17 protein-coding genes are annotated in these 20,625 nt (G+C 70.4%); 9 read left to right on the top strand and 8 right to left on the bottom strand.

The genetic code is table 11. The annotated features are described in order from the left end of the window. The first annotated feature begins 57 nt into the window (after positions 1-57). The 6 genes from VFL99_RS07545 (at position 58) to narI (ending at position 9,406) form a co-directional block, all read left to right on the top strand. On the top strand, positions 58-1,104 hold the full coding sequence (locus VFL99_RS07545; RefSeq protein ID WP_325105722.1) for an AI-2E family transporter: 1,047 nt from the start codon (positions 58-60) through the stop codon (positions 1,102-1,104). Between the two features lie 186 nt (positions 1,105-1,290). After that, positions 1,291-2,559, top strand: coding sequence for an MFS transporter (locus VFL99_RS07540; RefSeq protein ID WP_325105721.1), 1,269 nt, complete (start codon positions 1,291-1,293; stop codon positions 2,557-2,559). Further along, on the top strand, positions 2,556-6,317 hold the full coding sequence (locus VFL99_RS07535; RefSeq protein ID WP_414713730.1) for a nitrate reductase subunit alpha: 3,762 nt from the start codon (positions 2,556-2,558) through the stop codon (positions 6,315-6,317). Before VFL99_RS07540 ends, VFL99_RS07535 begins: the two co-directional genes overlap by 4 nt. Further along, a complete protein-coding gene (gene narH / locus VFL99_RS07530; protein ID WP_325105720.1) occupies positions 6,314-8,041 on the top strand; it encodes a nitrate reductase subunit beta in 1,728 nt (575 codons plus the stop codon). Before VFL99_RS07535 ends, narH begins: the two co-directional genes overlap by 4 nt. Next, entirely contained in the window at positions 8,031-8,663 is a 633-nt protein-coding gene (gene narJ, locus VFL99_RS07525; RefSeq protein WP_325105719.1) for a nitrate reductase molybdenum cofactor assembly chaperone, read from the top strand. The genes narH and narJ overlap by 11 nt, the downstream gene beginning before the upstream one ends. Next, complete coding sequence (gene narI, locus VFL99_RS07520) at positions 8,660-9,406, top strand: respiratory nitrate reductase subunit gamma (RefSeq protein WP_325105718.1); 747 nt, start codon at positions 8,660-8,662, stop codon at positions 9,404-9,406. Before narJ ends, narI begins: the two co-directional genes overlap by 4 nt. 28 nt (positions 9,407-9,434) lie before the next feature. On the opposite strand, the gene VFL99_RS07515 is transcribed toward narI, so the two are convergent. Beyond that, entirely contained in the window at positions 9,435-9,791 is a 357-nt protein-coding gene (locus VFL99_RS07515; protein ID WP_325105717.1) for a cupin domain-containing protein, read from the bottom strand. A 125-nt stretch (positions 9,792-9,916) separates the two neighbouring features. Between VFL99_RS07515 and VFL99_RS07510 the strand changes: the two genes are divergently transcribed. Further along, positions 9,917-11,404: a sugar porter family MFS transporter gene (locus VFL99_RS07510; RefSeq protein ID WP_325105716.1), complete on the top strand. Its 1,488-nt coding sequence runs from the start codon at positions 9,917-9,919 to the stop codon at positions 11,402-11,404. Between the two features lie 118 nt (positions 11,405-11,522). On the opposite strand, the gene VFL99_RS07505 is transcribed toward VFL99_RS07510, so the two are convergent. From VFL99_RS07505 to VFL99_RS07475, 7 genes are read right to left on the bottom strand one after another with little or no spacing between them, the layout of a single operon-like run. Continuing rightward, on the bottom strand, positions 11,523-13,310 hold the full coding sequence (locus tag VFL99_RS07505; protein WP_325105715.1) for a thiamine pyrophosphate-requiring protein: 1,788 nt from the start codon (positions 13,308-13,310) through the stop codon (positions 11,523-11,525). A 50-nt stretch (positions 13,311-13,360) separates the two neighbouring features. Beyond that, entirely contained in the window at positions 13,361-15,040 is a 1,680-nt protein-coding gene (locus VFL99_RS07500) for a GMC family oxidoreductase (protein WP_325105714.1), read from the bottom strand. Beyond that, entirely contained in the window at positions 15,041-15,697 is a 657-nt protein-coding gene (locus tag VFL99_RS07495; RefSeq protein ID WP_325105713.1) for a gluconate 2-dehydrogenase subunit 3 family protein, read from the bottom strand. Continuing rightward, positions 15,694-16,197 carry a hypothetical protein gene (locus VFL99_RS07490; protein WP_325105712.1) on the bottom strand — a complete coding sequence of 168 codons (504 nt, stop codon included), beginning with the start codon at positions 16,195-16,197 and terminating at the stop codon, positions 15,694-15,696. Before VFL99_RS07490 ends, VFL99_RS07495 begins: the two co-directional genes overlap by 4 nt. Before the next feature lie 24 nt (positions 16,198-16,221). Continuing rightward, the gene (locus VFL99_RS07485) at positions 16,222-16,554 is read right to left on the bottom strand and encodes a hypothetical protein (RefSeq protein WP_325105711.1); all 333 of its coding nucleotides are present in this window, start codon (positions 16,552-16,554) and stop codon (positions 16,222-16,224) included. Further along, positions 16,551-17,570 carry an SDR family oxidoreductase gene (locus VFL99_RS07480; RefSeq protein WP_325105710.1) on the bottom strand — a complete coding sequence of 340 codons (1,020 nt, stop codon included), beginning with the start codon at positions 17,568-17,570 and terminating at the stop codon, positions 16,551-16,553. Before VFL99_RS07480 ends, VFL99_RS07485 begins: the two co-directional genes overlap by 4 nt. Next, positions 17,567-19,336 carry a glycoside hydrolase family 15 protein gene (locus VFL99_RS07475; protein ID WP_325105709.1) on the bottom strand — a complete coding sequence of 590 codons (1,770 nt, stop codon included), beginning with the start codon at positions 19,334-19,336 and terminating at the stop codon, positions 17,567-17,569. The genes VFL99_RS07480 and VFL99_RS07475 overlap by 4 nt, the downstream gene beginning before the upstream one ends. Positions 19,337-19,422: 86 nt before the next feature. On the opposite strand from VFL99_RS07475, the gene VFL99_RS07470 reads away from it, so the two are divergent. Both VFL99_RS07470 and VFL99_RS07465 read left to right on the top strand, forming a co-directional pair. Next, entirely contained in the window at positions 19,423-19,899 is a 477-nt protein-coding gene (locus VFL99_RS07470) for an NUDIX hydrolase (RefSeq protein WP_325105708.1), read from the top strand. Between the two features lie 59 nt (positions 19,900-19,958). Further along, positions 19,959-20,625 (top strand): nucleotidyltransferase family protein (locus VFL99_RS07465; RefSeq protein ID WP_325105707.1); only part of this gene is annotated, 667 nt, incomplete at its 3' end.

Here is a 20,625-nt window from a genome sequence, read left to right as displayed (position 1 = left end):
CCACCAGGGGCCCCGTCCCCGCGCCCGCTGCGGCCCTCCGACAGCGTCAGCTGGGGAATGCGCGTCGCCGCCGCCTGGGCGCTGCGCTTCCTGCTGGTGGTCGCCGCCCTGTGGGTGCTGGTCTGGCTGCTCAACGTGGTCAGCCTGGTCACCATCACCGTCGTCGTCGCCGTGATGATCTGCGCGCTGCTGCAACCCGCGGTCGCACGCCTCACCGGTCTCGGACTGCCGCGACCGCTCGCCGCCACGCTGGTGTTCGTGCTGGGCGTGACCGCGATCGTGGCGGCCACCTGGTTCGTCGTCATCCAGGTCACCTCGAGCTGGACCGACCTGTCCGGTCAGCTGCAGAACGCCGCGGGCACGATCCAACACTGGCTCGTCGACGGGCCGTTGCACATCCCCGCCAAGCAGGTCGACGAGTACACCACCGACCTCGGCAGCACCATCCGCGGCAAGCGGAGCACGATCGTCGCCGGGGTGTTCCAGACCGCCACCTCCGCGATCGGCGTGATCTCCGGTGTGGTGCTGTGCCTGTTCATGACGCTGTTCCTGCTCTTCGACGACGGCTCGATCTGGCGCTGGTGCGTGAGCCTGTTCCCGAAGCAGGCGCAGCAGCGGGCCACCGCCGCGGGGCGGGTCGCCTGGGTGACGCTCACGGCATACATGCGCTTCTCGGTGCTGCTGGGTGTGGTGAACGCGGTCACCATGGTGATCATCCTCATGGTCGCCGGTATGCCGCTCGTCGTCCCCCTGGGCGTGCTGATCTTCCTCGGGTCGATGATCCCGATGGTCGGCATCCTCGTCGCCGGGGCGGTGATCGTGCTGGTCGCCCTCGTCACGCACGGGGCGACCATGGCGATCGTCATGGCCATCGCGCTCTTCCTCACCGTGCAGATCGAGGGCAACCTGCTGACCCCCTGGCTGCTCGGCCGGGCCGTGTCGCTGCACCCGCTCGCGGTGCTGACGTCCGTCACCGGCGGGGCGCTGGTCGGCGGCATCTTCGGGGCGTTCGTCGCGGTGCCGCTGGTCGCCGTCATCAGCAACGTGGTGCGTGCCGTGAACGCGCAACGGGCCGTGGCGGTGACCGGTCCGCCGCGGGCCTGACGACGCGCCGGGCGGAGGGTCCGGCAGCGCTGGAGGGTGACCACCGACACACCGGGACCAAGGTCCCGGATGCCTCGACCGTGACGTGCTGGCAGGCTAGCGTCCACTGCAACAGCACGAGAACGCGTTCGTGGACCTCCCGGGGCGCTCCCGGCCACGGACGACGTCCGAGTCCGGGAGGTGTGGATGCCGCGCGTGGGGGACGCCGGCCGCATGCTCGTGCTCGCGACGTGCGGGTTCACGGTCTGCTTCTGGGCCTGGGCGCTCATCAGCCCGCTCGGCTCGACCTATGCCGATGAGCTGCACCTCGACGGCTTCCAGCAGGCCCTCGTGGTCTCCGTCCCCGTGGTGGTGGGCTCGCTCGGACGGATCCCGGTCGGTGCCCTGACCGACCGGTTCGGCGCACGGGTGATGTTCCCGGCCGTCAGTGCGCTCACCATCCTGCCGGTGCTGTTCGTCGGCTTCGCGGCGCACAGCCTGCCGGCCCTGCTGGGCGGGGGGTTCTTCCTCGGTGTCGGCGGGACCGCGTTCGCGGTGGGCGTGCCGTTCGTCAACGGGTGGTACCCGCCGGAACGCCGCGGCACCGCGCTCGGCGTCTTCGGCGCCGGCACCATCGGCACCGCCATCTCGTCGTTCTCGACCGTGCAGATCGCCTCCGCCCTCGGGCGCGGGGCGCCGTTCCTCCTCGTGGCGGCCGTCCTGGCCGTCTTCGCGATCGTGTCGTGGGTGATGCTGCGCAGCCCCGCGCCAGCCCGCCCGCAGCCGACGGGCGCCACGCCGACGCGCCCGGCCCCGGCCGGCCGTGGGGTGCTGGCCACCTTCCGCCGCCCGGTCACGCTCCAGCTCGCCCTGCTCTACGCCCTCGGCTTCGGCGGGTTCGTGGCGTTCAGCGTCTACCTGCCGACCTACCTGGTGAACAGCTACGGCCTCACCCGCGGTGACGCGGCGCTGCGCACGGCCGGGTTCGTCGTCCTCGCCGTGGTCGCGCGGCCGGCCGGCGGCTGGCTGTCCGACCGGGTCGGCCCGGCGCGGGTCCTGGTCGTCTGCTTCCTCGGCGCCACCGTGTTCGCCGCGCTCGCCGCGTTCCGGCTGAACCTGCTGCCGGCCAGCACCGTCGCCTTCCTCGGGCTCGCGCTCGTGCTGGGCGGCGCCTCCGGCGCGGTGTTCGCCCTCGTCGGCACCCACGTCGAGGCCGCGTCCGTAGGGGCGGTCACGGGCGTCGTCGGGGCGGCCGGCGGCCTGGGCGGTTTCGTCCCGCCGCTGGTGATGGGCCTGCTCTACGACGCGACCGGCCACTACCTGTGGGGGCTGCTGCTGCTCGCGCTGGCCAGCCTGCTCCTGGCCCTGTTCACGTGGCGCGTGTTCGGCCGCCCGCCGACCGCACCGCCTTCGTCCCCCTCGTCCCCGGACGACGGGACGACCACCGGAATGTCGACCGAAGGGAGCACCCGGTGACCACGACGCCCACCGGACGCACGACCGACCGACGCCAGCCCGCGGCCCTCGACGACGAGGTGACCGAGGCGATCCTCAAGACGTCGCGGTTCTTCCGCAAGGGGGTCTCGAACGACCTGCGCACCCTGCACAAGACCGGCGGGCGCGACGCGGACACCTTCTACCGCGACCGGTGGAGCCACGACAAGGTGGTCCGCTCCACGCACGGGGTCAACTGCACCGGGTCGTGCTCGTGGAAGGTCTACGTCAAGGACGGGATCATCACCTGGGAGGCGCAACAGACCGACTACCCGTCGATCGGCGGCGACCGGCCGGAGTACGAGCCCCGCGGCTGTCCCCGCGGCGCCGCGTTCTCCTGGTACACCTACTCGCCCACCCGGGTGCGCTACCCCTACATCCGGGGCACGCTGCTGGAGCTCTACCGCGAGGCCAAGCGCCGCGTCGGCGGCGACCCGGTCGAGGCGTGGGCCGACCTGGTGTCGGACCCCGAGCGCGCCCGTCGCTACAAGCAGGTGCGCGGCAAGGGCGGCCTGGTCCGCGCGACGTGGCAGGAGGCGGTCGAGATCGCGGCCGCCGCGCACGTGCACACGATCCGCACGGTCGGCCCCGACCGGGTCGCCGGCTTCTCCCCGATCCCGGCGATGTCGATGGTGTCCCACGCCGTCGGCTCCCGGTTCATCCAGCTCATCGGCGGCACGATGCTGTCGTTCTACGACTGGTACGCCGACCTGCCCGTCGCCTCCCCGCAGGTCTTCGGTGACCAGACCGACGTGCCGGAGTCCGCGGACTGGTGGGACGCCGGCTACCTGATGATGTGGGGCAGCAACGTCCCGGTCACCCGCACCCCGGACGCGCACTTCATGACCGAGGCGCGCTACCGCGGACAGAAGGTCGTCGTCGTCTCACCGGACTACGCCGACAACACGAAGTTCGCCGACGAGTGGATGCGCCCGCACCCGGGCACCGACGCCGCGCTGGCGCTCGCGATGGGCCACGTCATCCTCAAGGAGTTCTTCGTCGAGCAGCGCACGGAGCGGTTCGACCACTACGTCAAGCGCTACACCGACCTGCCCTTCCTGGTCACCCTCGAGGAACGCGACGGCTCCTACGTGCCCGGCCGCTTCCTCACCGCGGCCGACCTCGGCGGCGAGGCCGCCCAGACCGAGAACGCGCAGTCCAAGACCGTCCTGCTCGACGCCGACGGCAGCCCCGTCGTGCCGAACGGCTCGCTCGGCTTCCGCTACGGCGAGGAGGGCGAGGGCCGCTGGAACCTCCAGCTCGGTGACGTGGAGCCCACGCTCAGCCTGTATGGCGTGAGCTCGCCCTCCGCGGGCGGCTCGCCTGCCGCTGCCGGTTCCGGTGCGGTCGCGGTCGAGCTGCCGCGGTTCGACCAGCCCGACGGCACCGCCGGGTCACTGACGCGGGGCGTGCCGGTGCGCGAGGTCGGCGGCACGCTGGTGACGACGGTGTTCGACCTGCTGCTGGCGCAGTTCGGCGTTGGACGTGACGGCCTCCCCGGCGAGTGGCCGGAGGGCTACGACGACCCCGAGCCGTTCACCCCGGCGTGGCAGGAGCAGATCACCGCCGTCCCGGCGAAACAGGCCACCCGCATCGCGCGTGAGTTCGCGCAGAACGCCATCGACTCCGGTGGCCGGTCGATGATCCTCATGGGCGCGGGCACCAACCACTGGTTCCACTCCGACCTGATCTACCGGGCCTTCCTGACGCTGACCACGCTCACCGGCTGCCAGGGCGTCAACGGCGGCGGCTGGGCGCACTACGTGGGCCAGGAGAAGGTCCGCCCGATCACCGGCTACCAGACGATGGCGGCCGCCTCCGACTGGTCCCGCCCACCGCGCAACATGATCGGCACCGGGTTCTTCTACCTGCACACCGGCCAGTGGCGCTACGACGCCTACCCCGCCTCCACACTCACCTCCGCCCTGGCGAACGGCAGATTCGCGGGCAAGTCGACCGCCGACCTCCTGGCGCTGTCGGCGCGGCTGGGCTGGATGCCGTCCTACCCGCAGTTCGACCGCAACCCGCTGGACCTGGTGGCAGAGGCGGACGAGCAGGGTGTCGACCCGAAGCAGCACGTCGTCGACGAGCTCAAGGCCGGCCGGCTGCGGTTCGCGGCCGAGGACCCGGACGGCCCGGGCAACGCCCCCAAGGTGCTCACGGTTTGGCGCTCCAACCTGCTCGGCTCGTCGGCCAAGGGCAACGAGTACTTCCTCAAGCACCTGCTCGGCACCGACTCGGCCGTCCGTGCCGAGGAGGCGCCGGAGGGCTCCCGCGGGCAGGACATGGTCTGGCGCGAGCGGGGCGAGGGCGACGTCGAGGGCAAGCTGGACCTGTTGTTGACGCTGGACTTCCGGATGACCAGCACCACGCTGTTCTCCGACATCGTGCTGCCCGCGGCGACGTGGTACGAGAAGCACGACCTGTCCAGCACCGACATGCACCCGTTCGTGCACTCGTTCAACCCGGCCATCAACCCGCCGTGGGAGACCCGCACCGACTTCACCGCGTTCCACGACCTCGCCAAGGCGTTCAGCGAGCTGGCCGCGAGACACCTGGGCACCCGGCGCGACGTGGTGGCCGTGCCGCTGACGCACGACACCGTCGACGAGATCGCCAACCCGACTGGTGAGGTTCGGGATTGGAAGGCCGGCGACTGCGAGCCGGTGCCGGGGGTGTCGATGCCCAAGCTCGTCGTCGTCGAGCGCGACTACGGCGCGGTCTTCGACAAGGTACGCACGCTGGGCCCCCTCGTGGACACCCTCGGGATGACGACCAAGGGCGTGACCTTCCACCCCGAGCAGGAGGTCGGCTGGCTGGCCCGCCACAACGGCACCGTCCACGACGGGGTCGGTGCGGGCCGGCCGTCACTGGCGACCGACCGCAACATGTGCGAGGCCATCCTGGCGCTGTCCGGCACGACCAACGGCCGGCTCGCCGAGACCGGCTTCACCCAGGCCGAGCAGCGCACCGGGACCCAGCTCGCCGATCTCGCGGCCGACCGCAGCGGGGACCGGATCACGTTCGCGGACACGCAGAACCGTCCGCAGCCGGTGATCACCTCCCCGGAGTGGTCCGGCAGCGAGCACGGCGGCCGTCGCTACTCGCCGTTCACCATCAACATCGAGCGGCTCAAGCCCTTCCACACCCTCACCGGGCGACAGCACTTCTTCCTCGACCACGACTGGATGCACGAGATGGGTGAGGCGCTGCCGACGTTCCGGCCGCCGCTCGACATGCACCGGCTGTTCGGCGAGCCGCAGCTCGGCGACGGTGGGGCGGAGCTGACGGTGCGCTACCTGACCCCGCACTCGAAGTGGTCGATCCACTCGGAGTACCAGGACAACCTGCTCATGCTCAGCCTGTCCCGGGGTGGCCCGAACATCTGGATGAGCGCGCAGGACGCCGAGTCCATCGGGGTGCAGGACAACGACTGGATCGAGGCGGTCAACCGCAACGGTGTCGTCGTCGCCCGCGCGGTCGTCTCGCACCGGATGCCGCCGGGCACGGTGTACATGTACCACGCGCAGGACCGCGTCATCGACGTCCCGCTGTCGGAGACGAGCGGCAAGCGCGGAGGCATCCACAACTCGGCGACGCGGGTGCTGGTCAAACCCAGTCACCTGATCGGCGGATACGCCCAGTTCTGCTACGCGTTCAACTACATCGGCCCGACCGGCAACCAGCGTGACGAGGTCACGGTGATCCGCCGGCGCAGCCAGGAGGTGACCTACCGATGAGGGTCATGGCGCAGATGGCCATGGTGATGAACCTCGACAAGTGCATCGGCTGCCACACCTGCAGCGTCACCTGCAAGCAGGCGTGGACCAACCGCAGCGGCGTCGAGTACGTCTGGTGGAACAACGTGGAAACCCGCCCCGGGCAGGGCTATCCGCGCACCTACGAGGACCAGGAGCGGTGGCAGGGCGGCTGGCGGCTCACCAAGCGCGGACGGCTCCGGCTGCGCGCGGGCAGCCGGCTGAAGAACCTCGCGACCATCTTCTCCAGCCCGACGATGCCCTCGATCCAGGACTACTACGAGCCCTGGACCTACGACTACGACACGCTGGTCAGCTCACCGCTCACCAAGCACACCCCGGTCGCCCAGCCCTACTCGCTGATCAGCGGGCAGCCGATGAAGATCAGCTGGAGCGCCAACTGGGACGACGACCTCGGCGGGGCGCCGACGCTGACCCAGGCCGACCCGATCCTCAAGCGGGTCTCCGACGACGTGAAGCTCGACTACGAGCGGGCGTTCATGTTCCACCTGCCGCGGATCTGCGAGCACTGCCTCAACCCGAGCTGCGCCGCGTCCTGCCCCAGCGGGGCGATCTACAAGCGCAGCGAGGACGGGATCGTCCTGGTCGACCAGGACAAGTGCCGCGGGTGGCGCAAGTGCGTCACCGGGTGCCCCTACAAGAAGGTCTACTTCAACCACCGCACCGGCAAGGCCGAGAAGTGCACCTTCTGCTTCCCGCGGATCGAGGTCGGCATCCCGACCGTGTGCTCCGAGACCTGCGTGGGCCGCCTGCGCTACATCGGCCTGGTGCTGTACGACGCCGACGCCGTCCTCGATGCCGCGTCCACCGAGGACGACCAGCAGCTGTATGACGCGCAGCGTGCGGTGTTCCTGGACCCCGACGACCCCGAGGTGCAGCGGGAGGCGGAGCGGGCCGGCATACCGCACGACTGGGTGGAGGCCGCGCAACGCTCGCCGGTCTGGAAGCTCATCAACAAGTACCAGGTGGCGCTGCCGTTGCACCCGGAGTACCGCACCATGCCGATGGTCTGGTACATCCCGCCGCTGTCGCCGGTGGTCGACCAGGTCAAGGACACCGGGGTCGACGCCGAGGACGCCGACACCCTGTTCGCCGCGATCGAGGCGCTGCGGATCCCGGTGGAGTACCTTGCCGAGCTGTTCACCGCCGGCGACACCGCCACGGTCACCGCCGTGCTGCAGCGGCTCGCCGCGATGCGCTCCTACATGCGCGACCTGAACCTCGGGCGCGACCCGCAGGAAGACATCGCGGCAGGCGTGGGGATGACCGGCGAGGACGTCTACGAGATGTACCGGCTGCTCGCGCTCGCCCCCTACGACGAGCGCTACGTCATCCCGCCGGCACATGCCGAACAGGCGCAGTACCTCGAGGAGCTGCCGACCGACTGCCCCGTCGACTACGACGGCCAGCTCCCCGAGTCCGGGCCGTTCGGCGAGGGATCCGGCGGGCAGAACCAGCCGATCGCCGTGGAGAGCTTCCAAGCCCTGCAGAGCCGGCAGACCTCCGACCGGATGGGTCCGCCGGACCGGCACCGGCGGATCAACCTGCTCAACTGGGACGGCAAGGGCCTGCCGTCCGGTCTGTTCCCCCGCCGCGGCTCCGGCTCCGGCGGCGACAACGGCAACGGGAACGGCGACGGCGATGCCGACGGCCTGCGGGAGGAGGAGGGCGCCGGTGAGCGCTGACAACCGCACCCGCACGCTCTACCAGGTGGCCTCGCTGCTGCTGCAGTACCCGGACGAGGAGCTGCTGGACCGCCTGCCGCTGCTGCGATCCGGGGCGGACGCGCAGCCGTCGGCGGTGGGAGCCGCGCTCGAGCCGCTGCTGCAGCAGCTCGAGACGAGGCCCTTGGTCGACCTGCAGGCCGACTACGTGCAGATCTTCGACCTGAAACGCAAGTGCTGCCCCTACCTGACCTACTACGCGCACGGCGACACCCGGAACCGCGGGATGGCGCTGCTGAACTTCAAGTCCGCCTACCGCCGGGCCGGGGTCGTGCTGGACGAGGGGGAGCTGCCTGACCACCTGGCGGTGGTGCTGGAGTTCACCGCCACCGTCGACCTCGACGAGGGCCGTCGGCTGCTGCTGGAGAACCGGGCCGGGCTGGAACTGCTGCGCCTGGCACTGCGGGCCAGCGGGTCGGCATACGAGGGGGTCCTGGCGGCGGTGTCGTCCACGCTGCCGACGCTGCGCGGCGACGAGGAGCAGGCGGTGCGCACGCTCGTCGCGCAGGGCCCGCCGCAGGAGGACGTGGGACTGGAACCGTTCGCACCACCGGAGTTCATGAAAGTGGGGTCCCGGCCATGAAGGATGCCTCGACGCTCGACATCTTCCTGTGGGTGGTGTGGCCCTACGTGTGCCTCGCCGTGTTCGTGCTCGGGCACGTCTGGCGCTACACCTATGACAAGTTCGGGTGGACGACCCGGTCCTCGCAGCTGTACGAGTCGCGGCTGCTGCGCTGGGGGAGCCCGCTGTTCCACTTCGGGATCCTCTTCGTGTTCCTCGGCCACGTCATGGGTCTTGCGGTGCCGGAGTCGTGGACCGCGGCGGTGGGGATCTCGGAGACGATGTACCACGTCATGGCCATCGGCATCGGGTCGATCGCCGGGTTCTCCACCATCGTCGGGATGATCATCCTCATCTACCGGCGGCGCACCGTCGGGCCGGTGTTCAGCGCGACCACGCGCATGGACAAGGCGATGTACCTCGTGCTCGCCGTGGTGATCCTGCTCGGGTTGGCCAACACCGCCGGGCAGGTCATCGCCGAGTACAACTACCGCGAAGGCGTCTCGGTCTGGTTCCGCGGGATCTTCCGGTTCGCGCTGCACCCGGACCTCATGGCGGAGGCCCCGCTGTCGTTCCAGCTCCACGGGTTCATCGCGTTCTTCCTGTTCGCGCTGTGGCCGTTCACGCGGTTGGTGCACGTGTTCAGCGCACCGATCGGCTACCTGTGGCGGCCCTACGTGGTCTACCGCGCCAAGCCGGGCAGCCGGCTCGGCACCCGCAGCACCCGGCGGGGCTGGGAGCGCAGCGAGCTGCGCCGCCGCTGACCCCCGCCCCCAGCTGTCGTGTTGGGGGTCAGCCGGCGTCGTGGCCGCGGGTCTTGGCGGCGGTCAGCAGGATCACCGAGTCGGTCGCCGCCTGGAGCCAGTGCCGCTCGAGGGGAACCCGCAGCAGGTCGCCGGCCTGGCCCTCGACCGTTGCCGCCTCGTCGGCGGTGCCCATCGTCACCTGTCCCTCCACGACCAGGACGGTCGCCTCGCCCGGGCTCTCGTGCTCGTGCATCTTCTGACCGGCCACCAGGGCGATGAGCGTGTGGGTCATCATGGACTGCGGCCCACCGTAGAGGTGGGCCGCGGCACGTCCGGCGCTGCCCTCCCGAGCCCGTTCGAGCTGCGTCCTCGCCATCCGTGTGACGTTGAAGATCTCCGACACCGGCCTGCTCCCTCCGTTGACCAGCTTGTGGCGGCTGTGACGCCCCCGACGTTAGCCGCCTCGGATGCTGGGTACCTGCTGAAGGACATCGAGGCATACCCGACATCCCAGGGAGGTGCCCGCACATGAGTGAGCAATCCGCCTCCGGTCTTCACTTCGTCAGGTACGCGGCGTCCGGCCGCAACAGGTTCGTCACGGGGATCGCCCTCCTCGCGGCCTTGGGAGGATTTCTCTTCGGCTACGACACCGGCATCATCGGCCAGGCCCTGCCGTACCTGTCCAAGGACCTGCACCCCTCCACGCTGGAGTCGTCCTGGATCGTGGCCGTGCTGCTCATCGGGGCGATGATCGGCGCCGGTATCTCCGGCTACCTGTCGGAGGCGATCAGCCGCAAGTGGACCAAGTGCATCTCCGGCTGCGTCTACGTGATCGGCGCACTGGCGGCCGCCTTCGCCCAGGACATCATCTGGCTGGTGGCGGCCCGGTTCGTGCTCGGTCTGTCGGTGGGAACCGCCTCCTTCGTGGCGCCGGAGTACATCGCCGAGCAGACTCCGCCGAAGATCCGCGGCGGCACGGTCACCTTCAACCAGCTGATGGTCACCCTGGGCATCCTGCTGGCCTACGTCACCGGGTACGGCCTGCGGGACGTCGGCTACAACTGGCGCTGGATGTTCGGGATCGCGGTCATCCCCGGCGCGGCGCTCGCCATCAGCATGGTCTTCGTACCCCACAGCCCACGCTGGCTGGTGAAGAAGGGCCGTGTCGACGAGGCTCGAGAGGTCCTTGAACAGACCCGGGCCGAGGACGCGGACATCGACGGCGAGCTGCAGCAGATCCAGGACGTGAGTGAGGCCGAGCAGGGCTGGAGCATCGCGGACCTGTTCCGCACCAAGGTGCGCGCGCTGATGGTCGTGGGGATCGGGCTTGCGGTGTTCCAGCAGTTCGTCGGTGTGAACACGGTGATCTACTTCGCCTCCACGATCATCGGCTACGTCGGGTTCGCGACCAACCAGGCGGTGCTCCTGGCCGTGATGGTGGGCGTCACCAACTTCGTGTTCACCATCGTGGCGATCCTGTTGATGGACTGGGTCGGCAGGCGAAAGCTGCTGATCGTCGGCACCGCCATCCTCCTGGTGGCCCTGGCCGTGCTGGGCGCCTACTTCCAGTTCCACTTCATCAGCCAGAACGCGTCCTGGATCGGCATCGCCTGCGTGATCGTCTACATCATCGGTTTCGCCATCGGCCTCGGCCCGGTGTTCTGGCTGATGATCTCCGAGATCTACCCGTTGGCCTTCCGCAGCCAGGCCATGGCGATCGCCACGATCTGCAACTGGGCCGCCAACTTCCTGGTGTCGTTCTACTTCCTGCAGGAGACCAAGGCCATCGGCCGTGGCCCGACATTCTGGATCTATGCCGCCATCGCCATCGCCGCCATCGCGTTCTTCTGGGTCAAGGTGCCCGAGACGAAGAACCGTCCGCTGGAGGACATCGAGCGCGAGATCGGCGGCGAGGAGCTCGCGCAAGCCACCTCCGGCGGTTCGGGCGGCTCGGACGGGTCCGGTTCGGGCGGCTCGGACGGGTCCGGTTCCGGCGGCTCGAGCGGCTCCGCCTGACCCCGACCGTGCTGACCCCCCTCTCGCCAACTCGGACGCATCACCTGAGGGGAAAGGTGCGACCGGAGGGCGGGACAGCTCCCGCCCTCCGGCCGCGCCTTCTCCGAGAGGGTGAGGTTCAGCCCTTCGGCAGGAAGTCCTGCAGCTTCTCCTTGGTGCCCTCCTTGATGATGCCCCAGCGGTCCTCGTCGCCGCGCAGCAGCGCCTCGGCCGTCGACTTCGCCTGGGCGACCGTGACGTGCGGCGGGATCGGCGGGATGTCGGGGTCGGTGTGGAAGTCGAGCACCGTGGGCCGGTCGGCCGACAACGCCTGCTGCCACGCTCCCTTGATCTGGCCGGGGTCGGTCACCTCGACCCCGGCCAACCCGATGTCCTGGGCGAACTTGGCGTAGGACACCGACGGCAGCGTCTGTGTCTCGGTGACCTTCGGCGACCCGCCCATCGCCCGCAGCTCCCAGGTGACCTGGTTGAGGTCGTTGTTGTGCAGCACGCAGACGATGAGCCGCGGATCGGCCCACTCCTCCCAGTACTTCTTGATGGTGATGAGCTCCGCCATGCCGTTCATCTGCATGGCCCCGTCGCCGACGAACGCGATCACCGGGCGGTCGGGGTGCCCGAACTTCCCGCCGATCGCGTACGGCACGCCGGGGCCCATCGTCGCCAGGTTGCCCGACAGCGAACCCCGCATGTTGCCACGGAACTTCAGGTGCCGGGCATACCAGTTCGCGCTGCTACCGGAGTCCGACGTCATCACCGCGTTGTCCGGGAGCAGGGGAGAGACCTCCGAGAACACCCGCTGCGGGTTGATCGGGTCGGCCTCGACCGCTGCCCGCTCGTCCATGAGCTCCCACCACTCGGTGACGCCCTTCTCGATCTTCTCCCGCCAGCCGCGGTCGGACTTGCGCTGCAGCAACGGGATCAGCGCCTGCAGCGTCGTCTTCGCGTCCCCGATGAGGTTGAACTCGTAGGGATAGCGGATGCCGATCATCTTGGGGTCGATGTCGATCTGCACCGCCCGCGCCTGGTCGTACTCCGGCATGAATTGTGTGTAGGGGAAGCTCGACCCGACCGTGAGCAGGGTGTCGCAGCCCATCATCAGGTCATAGCTCGGCTTGCTGCCCAGCAGCCCGATCGGTCCGGTGACGAACGGCAGCTCGTCGGACAGCACGTCCTTGCCGAGCAGCGCCTTGGCGACACCGGCACCGAGCAGGTCCGCCACCTGCTCGAGCTCGGCCGCCGCGCCACCGGCCCCCTGCCCGACGAGCATCGCCACCTTCGAACCGCTGTTGAGCAGCTCGGCCGCGCCGCGCAACGCCTGGTCGTCGAGGCGCGGCGTCGGCCACTGCGCGCCCACGCTGCCCGGCGACATCTTGAACGCGTGCTGCGGCGGGCTGTACGGCTCCTCCTGCAGGTCGGAGGGGACGATGATCGCCGTCACGGTCCGCTGCGCGGTGGCGATGCGGATCGCGCGGTCCAGCAGGTCCGGCAGCTGCTCGGCCACCATGACCATCTGCACGTAATCGCTCGCCACGTCCTTGAACAGCGAGATGAGGTCGATCTCCTGCTGGTAGGAGGCCCCCATCGCGCTGCGCGCGGTCTGCCCGACGATGGCGACGACGGGCACGTGGTCCAGCTTCGCGTCATACAGGCCGTTGAGCAGGTGCACCGCACCCGGCCCGGACGTGGCCATGGTGATCCCGGTGCGCCCGGTGAACTTGGCGTAGCCGACCGCCTCGAACGCGGCCATCTCCTCGTGCCGCGCCTGGATGAACATCGGCTGGTCCTCGGCACGGCCGAGGGCGGCGACGATCCCGTTGATCCCGTCTCCCGGGTAGCCGAAGATCTTCTCCACGCCCCATTCGCGGAGCCGCTGGAGCAGGTAGTCGCCGACCGTCTGTTCACTCATGGATGCCTCCTGTATGTCGTCCCGGTGGTCTCGTGGTCCGGCTCGCCGAGTCAGTGGCCGGCAGCGGTGGGCGTACCTCCTCGGGCCCCGGCGGCGAGCCGGTCCGCGGCCCGCGCGGCGATCGCCATGATCGTCAACGCCGGGTTGGCGCTGCCCTGGGTCGGCAGCACGCTGCCGTCGGTGATGTAGAGGTTCGGGATGGCGAAGCTCTGGCAGTCGCCGCTGACCACGCCCTTCTCGGCGCTGGCCGCCATCCGCGCTCCGCCCACCAGGTGCGCGTAGCGCTGGATCGTCATCGTCTCGTCGGCGCCCGCAGCCTTGAGGATCTCCACCATCTTCGTGCGGGCCGCCTCCAGCAGCTGCTGGTCGTTCTCGCCCTGGGAGTAGTTGAAGTGGGCGATCGGCATTCCGTGCCGGTCCTTCTCCTCATCGAGCGTGACGCGGTTCTCCGGGCGCGGCAGGAACTCGCACAGCGCTCCGAAGCAGGCCCAGTGCACGTAGTCGCTCATGTACTCGCGCAACGAGGAACCCCAGTGTCCCTGGGCGATGATGTGCTCCGACCACGTGATGGGTAGCGGCGAGACGGTCTGGATCGAGAAGCCGCGCTGGTAGGGCGCCTTGGGGTCGGTCTCGTAGAACGCCTCGCAACTGACCTCCGGCGGCGGGGCCTTGTACATCCGGATCTCGCGGTCGAAGCGCCCCGCCGTCTGCGGGGCGCCCTGCACCATCACGTAGCGGCCGACCAGATCGTGCTCGTTGCACAGCCCTTCGGACCAGCGGTCCGTGGCCGAGTTCAGCAGCAGCCGTGGCGTTTCGATGGAGTAGCCGGCGACGGCGACCATGCGGGCCCGCTGGAACCGCTGCATGCCGCGGCGCACGTAGTGCACGCCGGTGGCGCGACCGGTGTTGTCGTCCACCCCGATCCGCGTGACCATCGAGTCCGCGCGGACCTCCGCACCGTGCGCCAACGCGTCCGGGACGTGCGTGATCAGCGGTGACGCCTTGGCGTCGACCTTGCAGCCCTGCAGGCAGAACCCGCGGTAGATGCAGTGCGGACGGTGCCCGAAGCGGCCGTTGCTGATGGCCACCGGCCCGACCTTCGCCGTGAGGCCCAGCTTCCGGGCGCCCTCGAGGAAGATCTCGCCGTTGCCGCCGACCGGGTGCGGGCTGTGCGGGTAGCCGTGCGGGTCGCCCCACGGCCAGTACTCACCGGCGACCGGGAGCTCCTCCTCGATGTCCTGGTAGTACGGCCGCAGCTCCTCGTAGGGAAAGGGCCAGTCCGCACCGACCCCGTCCTGGCTGTAGGTGCGGAAGTCACTGGGATGGAACCGCGGCGCGTAGCCCGCGTAGTGCACCATCGACCCGCCGACGCCCCGCCCGGAGTTGTTGGAGCCCAACGGGACCGGGTCGCTGCCACCGATCACGCGCGGCTCGTTCCAGTACAGGTGGTGCGAGCCGGCCTCGTCACTCACCCAGTCGCGCTCGGGGTCCCAGAACGGTCCGGCGTCGAGGGCGACGACGCGCCAGCCACGGCGGGCGAGCCGCTGCAGCAGGGTGGCGCCGCCCGCGCCGCACCCCACGATGACCAGGTCGACCTCGTCCTCGTCGTCGAACCGGCGCATCTCGTGCCGCAGCTGGTAGTTGGTGCCCGGGTGAGGCGGCATCAGCCACGCGGACTCGTTCCGCTCCCGGACGTGGTCCAGCGACCACGGCGACTTCAGCAGGCCCATTCAGCTCCCTCCTCGTTCCCGGTTCCCGATCCGGGTCGGGTCGACCGGTCGGTGGTCGCGCACCTCGAACGGTTCGAGCTTGTCGACGCCGGGGTTCTTGTAGCCGCGCGGGTAGGCCGGGCCGGGGAAGCCGATCTCGTCCCACGCCCACGGGTGGGAGTAGAAGGCGGAGCAGGCGTAGCGGGTCCACAGGCTCCACACCTTCTGCGCGATCATCCCGTGCCAGTCCCCGGAGCCCAGGTCGATGATCGCCTGGATCACCCCGCGCTGCTGGCCGGCGTCGGCCTCGTGGAAGGGGCGGGACCACGCCTCCTCGGAGTCCTCGTCGAGTCCGGCGAGGGAACGGCGCCACGCCTCGGCGTCCTCCGGCATGTCCTCGTAGTGCCAGCCGTCGTACTGCTTCTCGGCGAGCCGGGCGTCGATGAGGTGCACGACCGGCACCCGCGGGTCGTCGCGCTGCGCGAGGAGCTGGTCGCACAGCGCGTTCGCCGTCGCCTCCTCGTGCTGGGTGAAGAAGCGGATGTCCGGCGGCATGCCCAAGCGTTCGGCGACGACGGCCTTGGTGGCCATGTCCCAGTACTTGGCCTGGGACACCGTGTCGAAGCCGGGGAACCGGCCATGGACGTAGGGGTCGTTGAGGGGCAGCGGCTGGTTCACTTCTCGCGCCTCAGGATCGCGGCCAGCAGCCCCATGCCGCCCACCATCGTCATGAGCAGCGGAGCCAGCAGGGGCGGACCCATCTCCATGTTGTAGCGGAAGTTCGACCACCCGCCCGGCTTCTGCCGGATGCCCCGGGCGTGCAGCCACGTGCCCTGCAGCCCGTTGGCGAGGATGACGGCCGACGCCACCGGCAGGGCGGTCTTGGCCATCCGCTTGTCGGCGAATCCGGCCACACCCGCGGCGAATCCGACCGGTCCCAGCGCGACGGGCGCCCACATCCACGGGTCCCCGAAGCTGGCCTTGTCGTGCTCGAAGAAGATCTCCGCGGCGGTGATGACCGAGCCGACGGCGGTCAGGGCCGACAGGCTGCGTTCGAACCGGCCGGTCTCGATGTTGCGCACCATGCGGTCGATCCCCTGCAACGGCTCGGTGACCGTGGGGGATGACGTGAACGGGCCACCGTGCAAGGTCGCCCGCAACGGGGACAGGAAGGACAACGGAACCTCCTTGGTCGACGACTCCTACGGGCTGGGACGGTTCAGGCTGGGGAGCGTGCAGACCAGGGCCTCCCCGACGGCGAACCCCGTCGCCACCAGCGCGGAGTGCAGCGCCTCCCGGCGCCGCTTCCGGGAGACGGCAGCCAGGCCGAGCATGCTGAGGGCGTGCAGCGCATCGACCACGCCACCGCACCCGTGCACCACCGGCTCCCTCGCGAACTGTTGGAGCCACACACTCCCCCCACCCTGCACGACGAGCCGCGCCCCGAGGACGCGGTCCATGGCGTTGCGCCGCCTCAGCAGCGACAGGCCGTATGCCGCGCGCGCACCTTCCAGCGCCATCCCGAGGGGGCTCACGCACGTCTCCGCGTCACGGCGGTCGCCAGACCCGCCACGCCCACCGCGGCGGCGCCGAGCGCCCCGAGCAGGCCATGGTGGTGCGAGCCCCACAGCTGGTATGACGTCCCCTTGGCCTGGTCGTCGAAGACGCCGTGGGTGCCGTAGTCCTCGTCCTCGTCGGCCGGACTCCACAGGTTGGTCGGGCGGCTCTCGTCGCGCGGCTCCTTCGTCTGCTGCGACTGGAAACCGGTCCTGCCGAGGTAGCGGTCGAGGATGCCCGGAGCGACGGCGTTGGCGATGAGCGTGCCGACGGTGCTGCCGCCCACCCAGTACTCGCGGCGCCGCGGGTGGTCGGCGGCGTACAGCACGCCCGCGGCGGCGACCTCCGGCTGGTAGATCGGCGGCACGGGTTGCGCCTCGTGCGGCAACCGGGACAGCACCCAGCGGAACTGCGGCGTGTTGACGCCCGGCATCTGCACCATCGTGGTGTGCACGTTGCTGCCCTCGTGCAACAGCTCGCACCGCAGCGCCTCGTTGAAGCCCTGGATGGCGTGCTTGCCGCCGCAATAGGCCGACTGCAACGGGATCCCGCGGTAGGCGAGGGCCGAGCCGACCTGCACGATCGTGCCCCGGTCGCGGGGACGGAAGCGGCGCAGCGCCGTCATCGTGCCGTAGACGAACCCGAGGTAGGTCACGTGCGTGACCCGCGCGAACTCCTCGGGCTTGATCTCCCAGAACGGCGCGAACACCGAGGTGAACGCGACGTTGACCCACACGTCGATGTCGCCGAAGTGCTCCTCGACGGTGTGCGCCGCGGCCTCGACCTGGTCGTGGTCGGACACGTCGGTGGGCACGACGAGCGCCGTGCCGCCGGCCTGCTCGACCTCGCGGGCGGCGCCGTCGAGGCCGGCGCGTCCGCGGGCGACCAGCGCGACCCGGTCGCCGCGCGCGCCGAACTTGATGGCGCTGGCACGCCCGATCCCGCCACTGGCGCCGGTCACGACGACGGTCTGGGGTCGGTGTGGAGACGTCATGGACGTGGTCCTCCTGGTCCGGTGAGTCGGTGAGCGGCCTCGAACATCAGGGCGTGCACGAAGGCCTGCGGGAAATTGCCGCGCAGCTGGCGCTGTTCGATGTCGAACTCCTCGGTGTAGAGCCCGGGGGAGCCGCACGCCGAGCGGTTGCGCTCGAACCATCGCATCGCGTCGAGCTCGTCACCCTGCTGTTGCGCGGACAGAGCCATGAGGAACCCGCACAGCAGGAACGCGCCCTCGGCGTCCTCGAGCGGTCGCGGGTCCTGACTGAAGCGGTAGACGTAGCCCTCACGGCCGAGGTCGCGCCGCACCGCCTCGTAGGTGCCGATGCTGCGCGGGTCGTCGGCCGGCACGGCGCCGCGCAGCGCGGGGAGCAACAGTGCGGCGTCGACGCGGTCGTCGTCGGGGGCGCGTTGCCAGCGGCCGGTGCTCGTCACGCAGTCGGAGGCGGCACTCGCGACCAGCGTGTCGGCGAGGCTCATCCACCGGGCGGCGTCGCGCCGTGGTGAGTAGTGGGAGATCTGCCGCAGCCCCGCCGCGCACATCAGCCGCGAGTGGGCCCACCGCTTCGGGGCGAGCTCCCAGATGCCGTTGTCCGGCTGCTGCCACTTCTGCTCGATCACGTCCACGAGCACCTGCACCGCGTCCCAGTGCTCGACGTCGAGGTGGTCGTGGTGGGCGGCGGTCGCCAGGAGCAGCAACGCCTCTCCGCAGGAGTCGAGCTGGAACTGGTTGTTGACCCAGTTGCCCTCCTTGGCGACCCCACCGGGGTAGCCCGGCAGGTCGAGGTCGTGCTCCTTGGGCAGGTAGGTGCCGTCGATGGTGTAGGCCGGTCGCAGGTCGGCACGGTCGGCCAGGATGCGTTCGCTGACGAACCGGACCGCGGAGTCCATCAGGGGCAGCGGGGCGAAGGATCCGACCGCCTGGCCCGCGTAGCACTGGTCGCGGATCCAGGCGTAGCGGTAGTCGTAGTTGCGCCCGGCCTCCGCCCGCTCCGGCAGGCCCATGGTCGCCGCGGCGACCATGGCACCGGTGGAGCTCGTCAGGCCGCGGAGCACGGCATACGACATCTGCGCGTCGTGCGGGGCGATGCTCTCGCTCATGTCGGGCACGTCGGTGGCCCAGGCATGCGCGGTCGCGGCCCACGCGCCCTCCGGCCGGACCGGTTCGTCGTGCAGGCTGTCGCCGATCTCGAGGACGAGGTCGTGGTGCTGCCCCTCGTCGATCTCGATGGTCTGCGCGAGGGCGCCCTGGTCGTCGCGCTGCGCGCCGCCGGCACCGGTCCACCGGAAGCGCAGCTTGCCGGAGCGGCCCTCCCACACCTCGCCGTCCCGGTGCACGTCCGTCATGGCGTGCTTGCCGAAGCCGGCCTGCACGTCGAGCAGCACGTCGACGCTCGCCCGGCCGTGCACCGCGCGAATCTGCCGCAGCAGCACCGCTCTTCCCGGGTCGCCGGGGTGCGCGAGCGCCTCGCGGCACTCGATGATCGCGTCGCTGGTGACCCAGCGGCTGTGCCAGATGAGCGTGCCGTCCTCGTAGCTGCCGCCCCACACCATGTTCGCGTCGGTCGGCGTGACCGAGTAGAAGCCGGGGCCGTCCAGCAGGGCGGCGAAGACCGCGTCGTCGTGCCACTGCGGCACGCACATCCACACCACGTCCCCACGCGGACCGACGAGTGCCCCGCGCTCACCGTCGGCCAGCAGGGCGTACTCCCGCAGCACGTGCGGCGGGAACCGCTGGTGGTGTCGGTGTGAGGTCGCAGGCACGTCCCCCGTTCTACCGTGCTTCTCCGCTTCCTGCATCCTGCTGGAGCCTGCGGGCGTCCCGCCGCGACGCGGCCTAGAGTCGGGGCGTGTCTCTCTTCGCGACCGTGCGCCGCAAGGCCTACACCGCCTCGTTGCTGGCCTTTCGTGCCCTGCCCGGAGTGGTGCGCCGCTTCTTGGTGCGGTTGGTCACGCCGGGCTACACGGTCGGGGCCGTCTGCGCGATCGAGCACGAGGGGCGCGTGCTCTTCCTGCGCCAGCCGCACCGCACCGGGTGGAGCCTGCCCGGTGGGCTGCTGGAGCACGGCGAGACGCCGGCCGAGGGCGTCGTGCGGGAGATCCGCGAGGAGACCCAGCTGCGCGTCGAGGTCGGCGAACCGGTCGCCACGGAGGTCCACCCGGACGTCGGCCGGGTGGACGTGATCTTCCGGGTCCGGGTGGACCAGCGACCGGACGTGCAGGTGGGCGGTGAGGCCAAGGCCTTCCGGTGGATGCACCCGTCGGAGGTGCCCGAGGTCGACGAGTCGACCGAGATGATCCTCGACGCGCTGGCCCGTCACCCCTGAGCGGTATGCCGGACACGCACCCACGTGCACCCGGCCGGTCGGCTGCCCCACTCGCGGGCATGGTGCTGGCCGCGGGCCTGGGCACCCGCCTGCGCCCGCTGACGCTGCTGCGTCCCAAGGCGCTCTGCCCCGTCGACGGAATCCCGTTGCTGGACCACGCGATCGAGCGAGTTGCACCGTTCACCGGCACCGGTCCGGGCCACCTCGCCGTCAACGCGCACCACCTCGCCGACCAGGTGGTCGCCCACGTGGGCGGCCGGGCCCACGTGTCGCCCGAGCGCCGCGCGCCGCTCGGGACGGCCGGCGCGCTCGGGGCGGTCCGTGACTGGCTCGACGGGCGGGACGTGCTGCTGACCAACGCCGATGCGTGGCTGCACCCGGACCTCACCGACTTCGTGGCCCGATGGGACGGGGAGCAGTGCCGGCTGCTCACGCAGCGGCTCGGCCGGCCCAGCGACTTCGGCGACCGGCGCTACCTCGGTGTCAGCCTGCTGCCGTGGCACCTGGTCCGGGGGCTGGCCGCCGAGGAGTCAGGGCTCTACGAGGTGCTGTGGCGCACCGAGTGGGAGCAGGGCCGGCTCGACCTCGTGGACACCGACGTCCCCTTCCGCGACTGCGGCACGCCGGCGGACTACCTCGCGGCGAACCTCGACGCCTCCGGCGGGGCCAACGTGGTCGGGCCGGGCGCCGTCGTGGAGGGGTCGATCGAGCGCTCGGTGGTGTGGG

Source organism: Segeticoccus sp. (assembly GCF_035708005.1).
This window is presented reverse-complemented; position numbering and strand designations above follow the sequence as displayed.

Coding starts and splice junctions, on each gene's coding strand:
- VFL99_RS07510 (WP_325105716.1), top strand. CDS start 9,917: ATGAGTGAGCAATCCGCCTCCGGTCTTCACTTCGTCAGGTACGCGGCG.
- narI (WP_325105718.1), top strand. CDS start 8,660: ATGAAGGATGCCTCGACGCTCGACATCTTCCTGTGGGTGGTGTGGCCC.
- VFL99_RS07505 (WP_325105715.1), bottom strand. CDS start 13,310: ATGAGTGAACAGACGGTCGGCGACTACCTGCTCCAGCGGCTCCGCGAA.
- narH (WP_325105720.1), top strand. CDS start 6,314: ATGAGGGTCATGGCGCAGATGGCCATGGTGATGAACCTCGACAAGTGC.
- VFL99_RS07480 (WP_325105710.1), bottom strand. CDS start 17,570: ATGACGTCTCCACACCGACCCCAGACCGTCGTCGTGACCGGCGCCAGT.
- VFL99_RS07500 (WP_325105714.1), bottom strand. CDS start 15,040: ATGGGCCTGCTGAAGTCGCCGTGGTCGCTGGACCACGTCCGGGAGCGG.
- VFL99_RS07545 (WP_325105722.1), top strand. CDS start 58: ATGCGCGTCGCCGCCGCCTGGGCGCTGCGCTTCCTGCTGGTGGTCGCC.
- VFL99_RS07540 (WP_325105721.1), top strand. CDS start 1,291: ATGCCGCGCGTGGGGGACGCCGGCCGCATGCTCGTGCTCGCGACGTGC.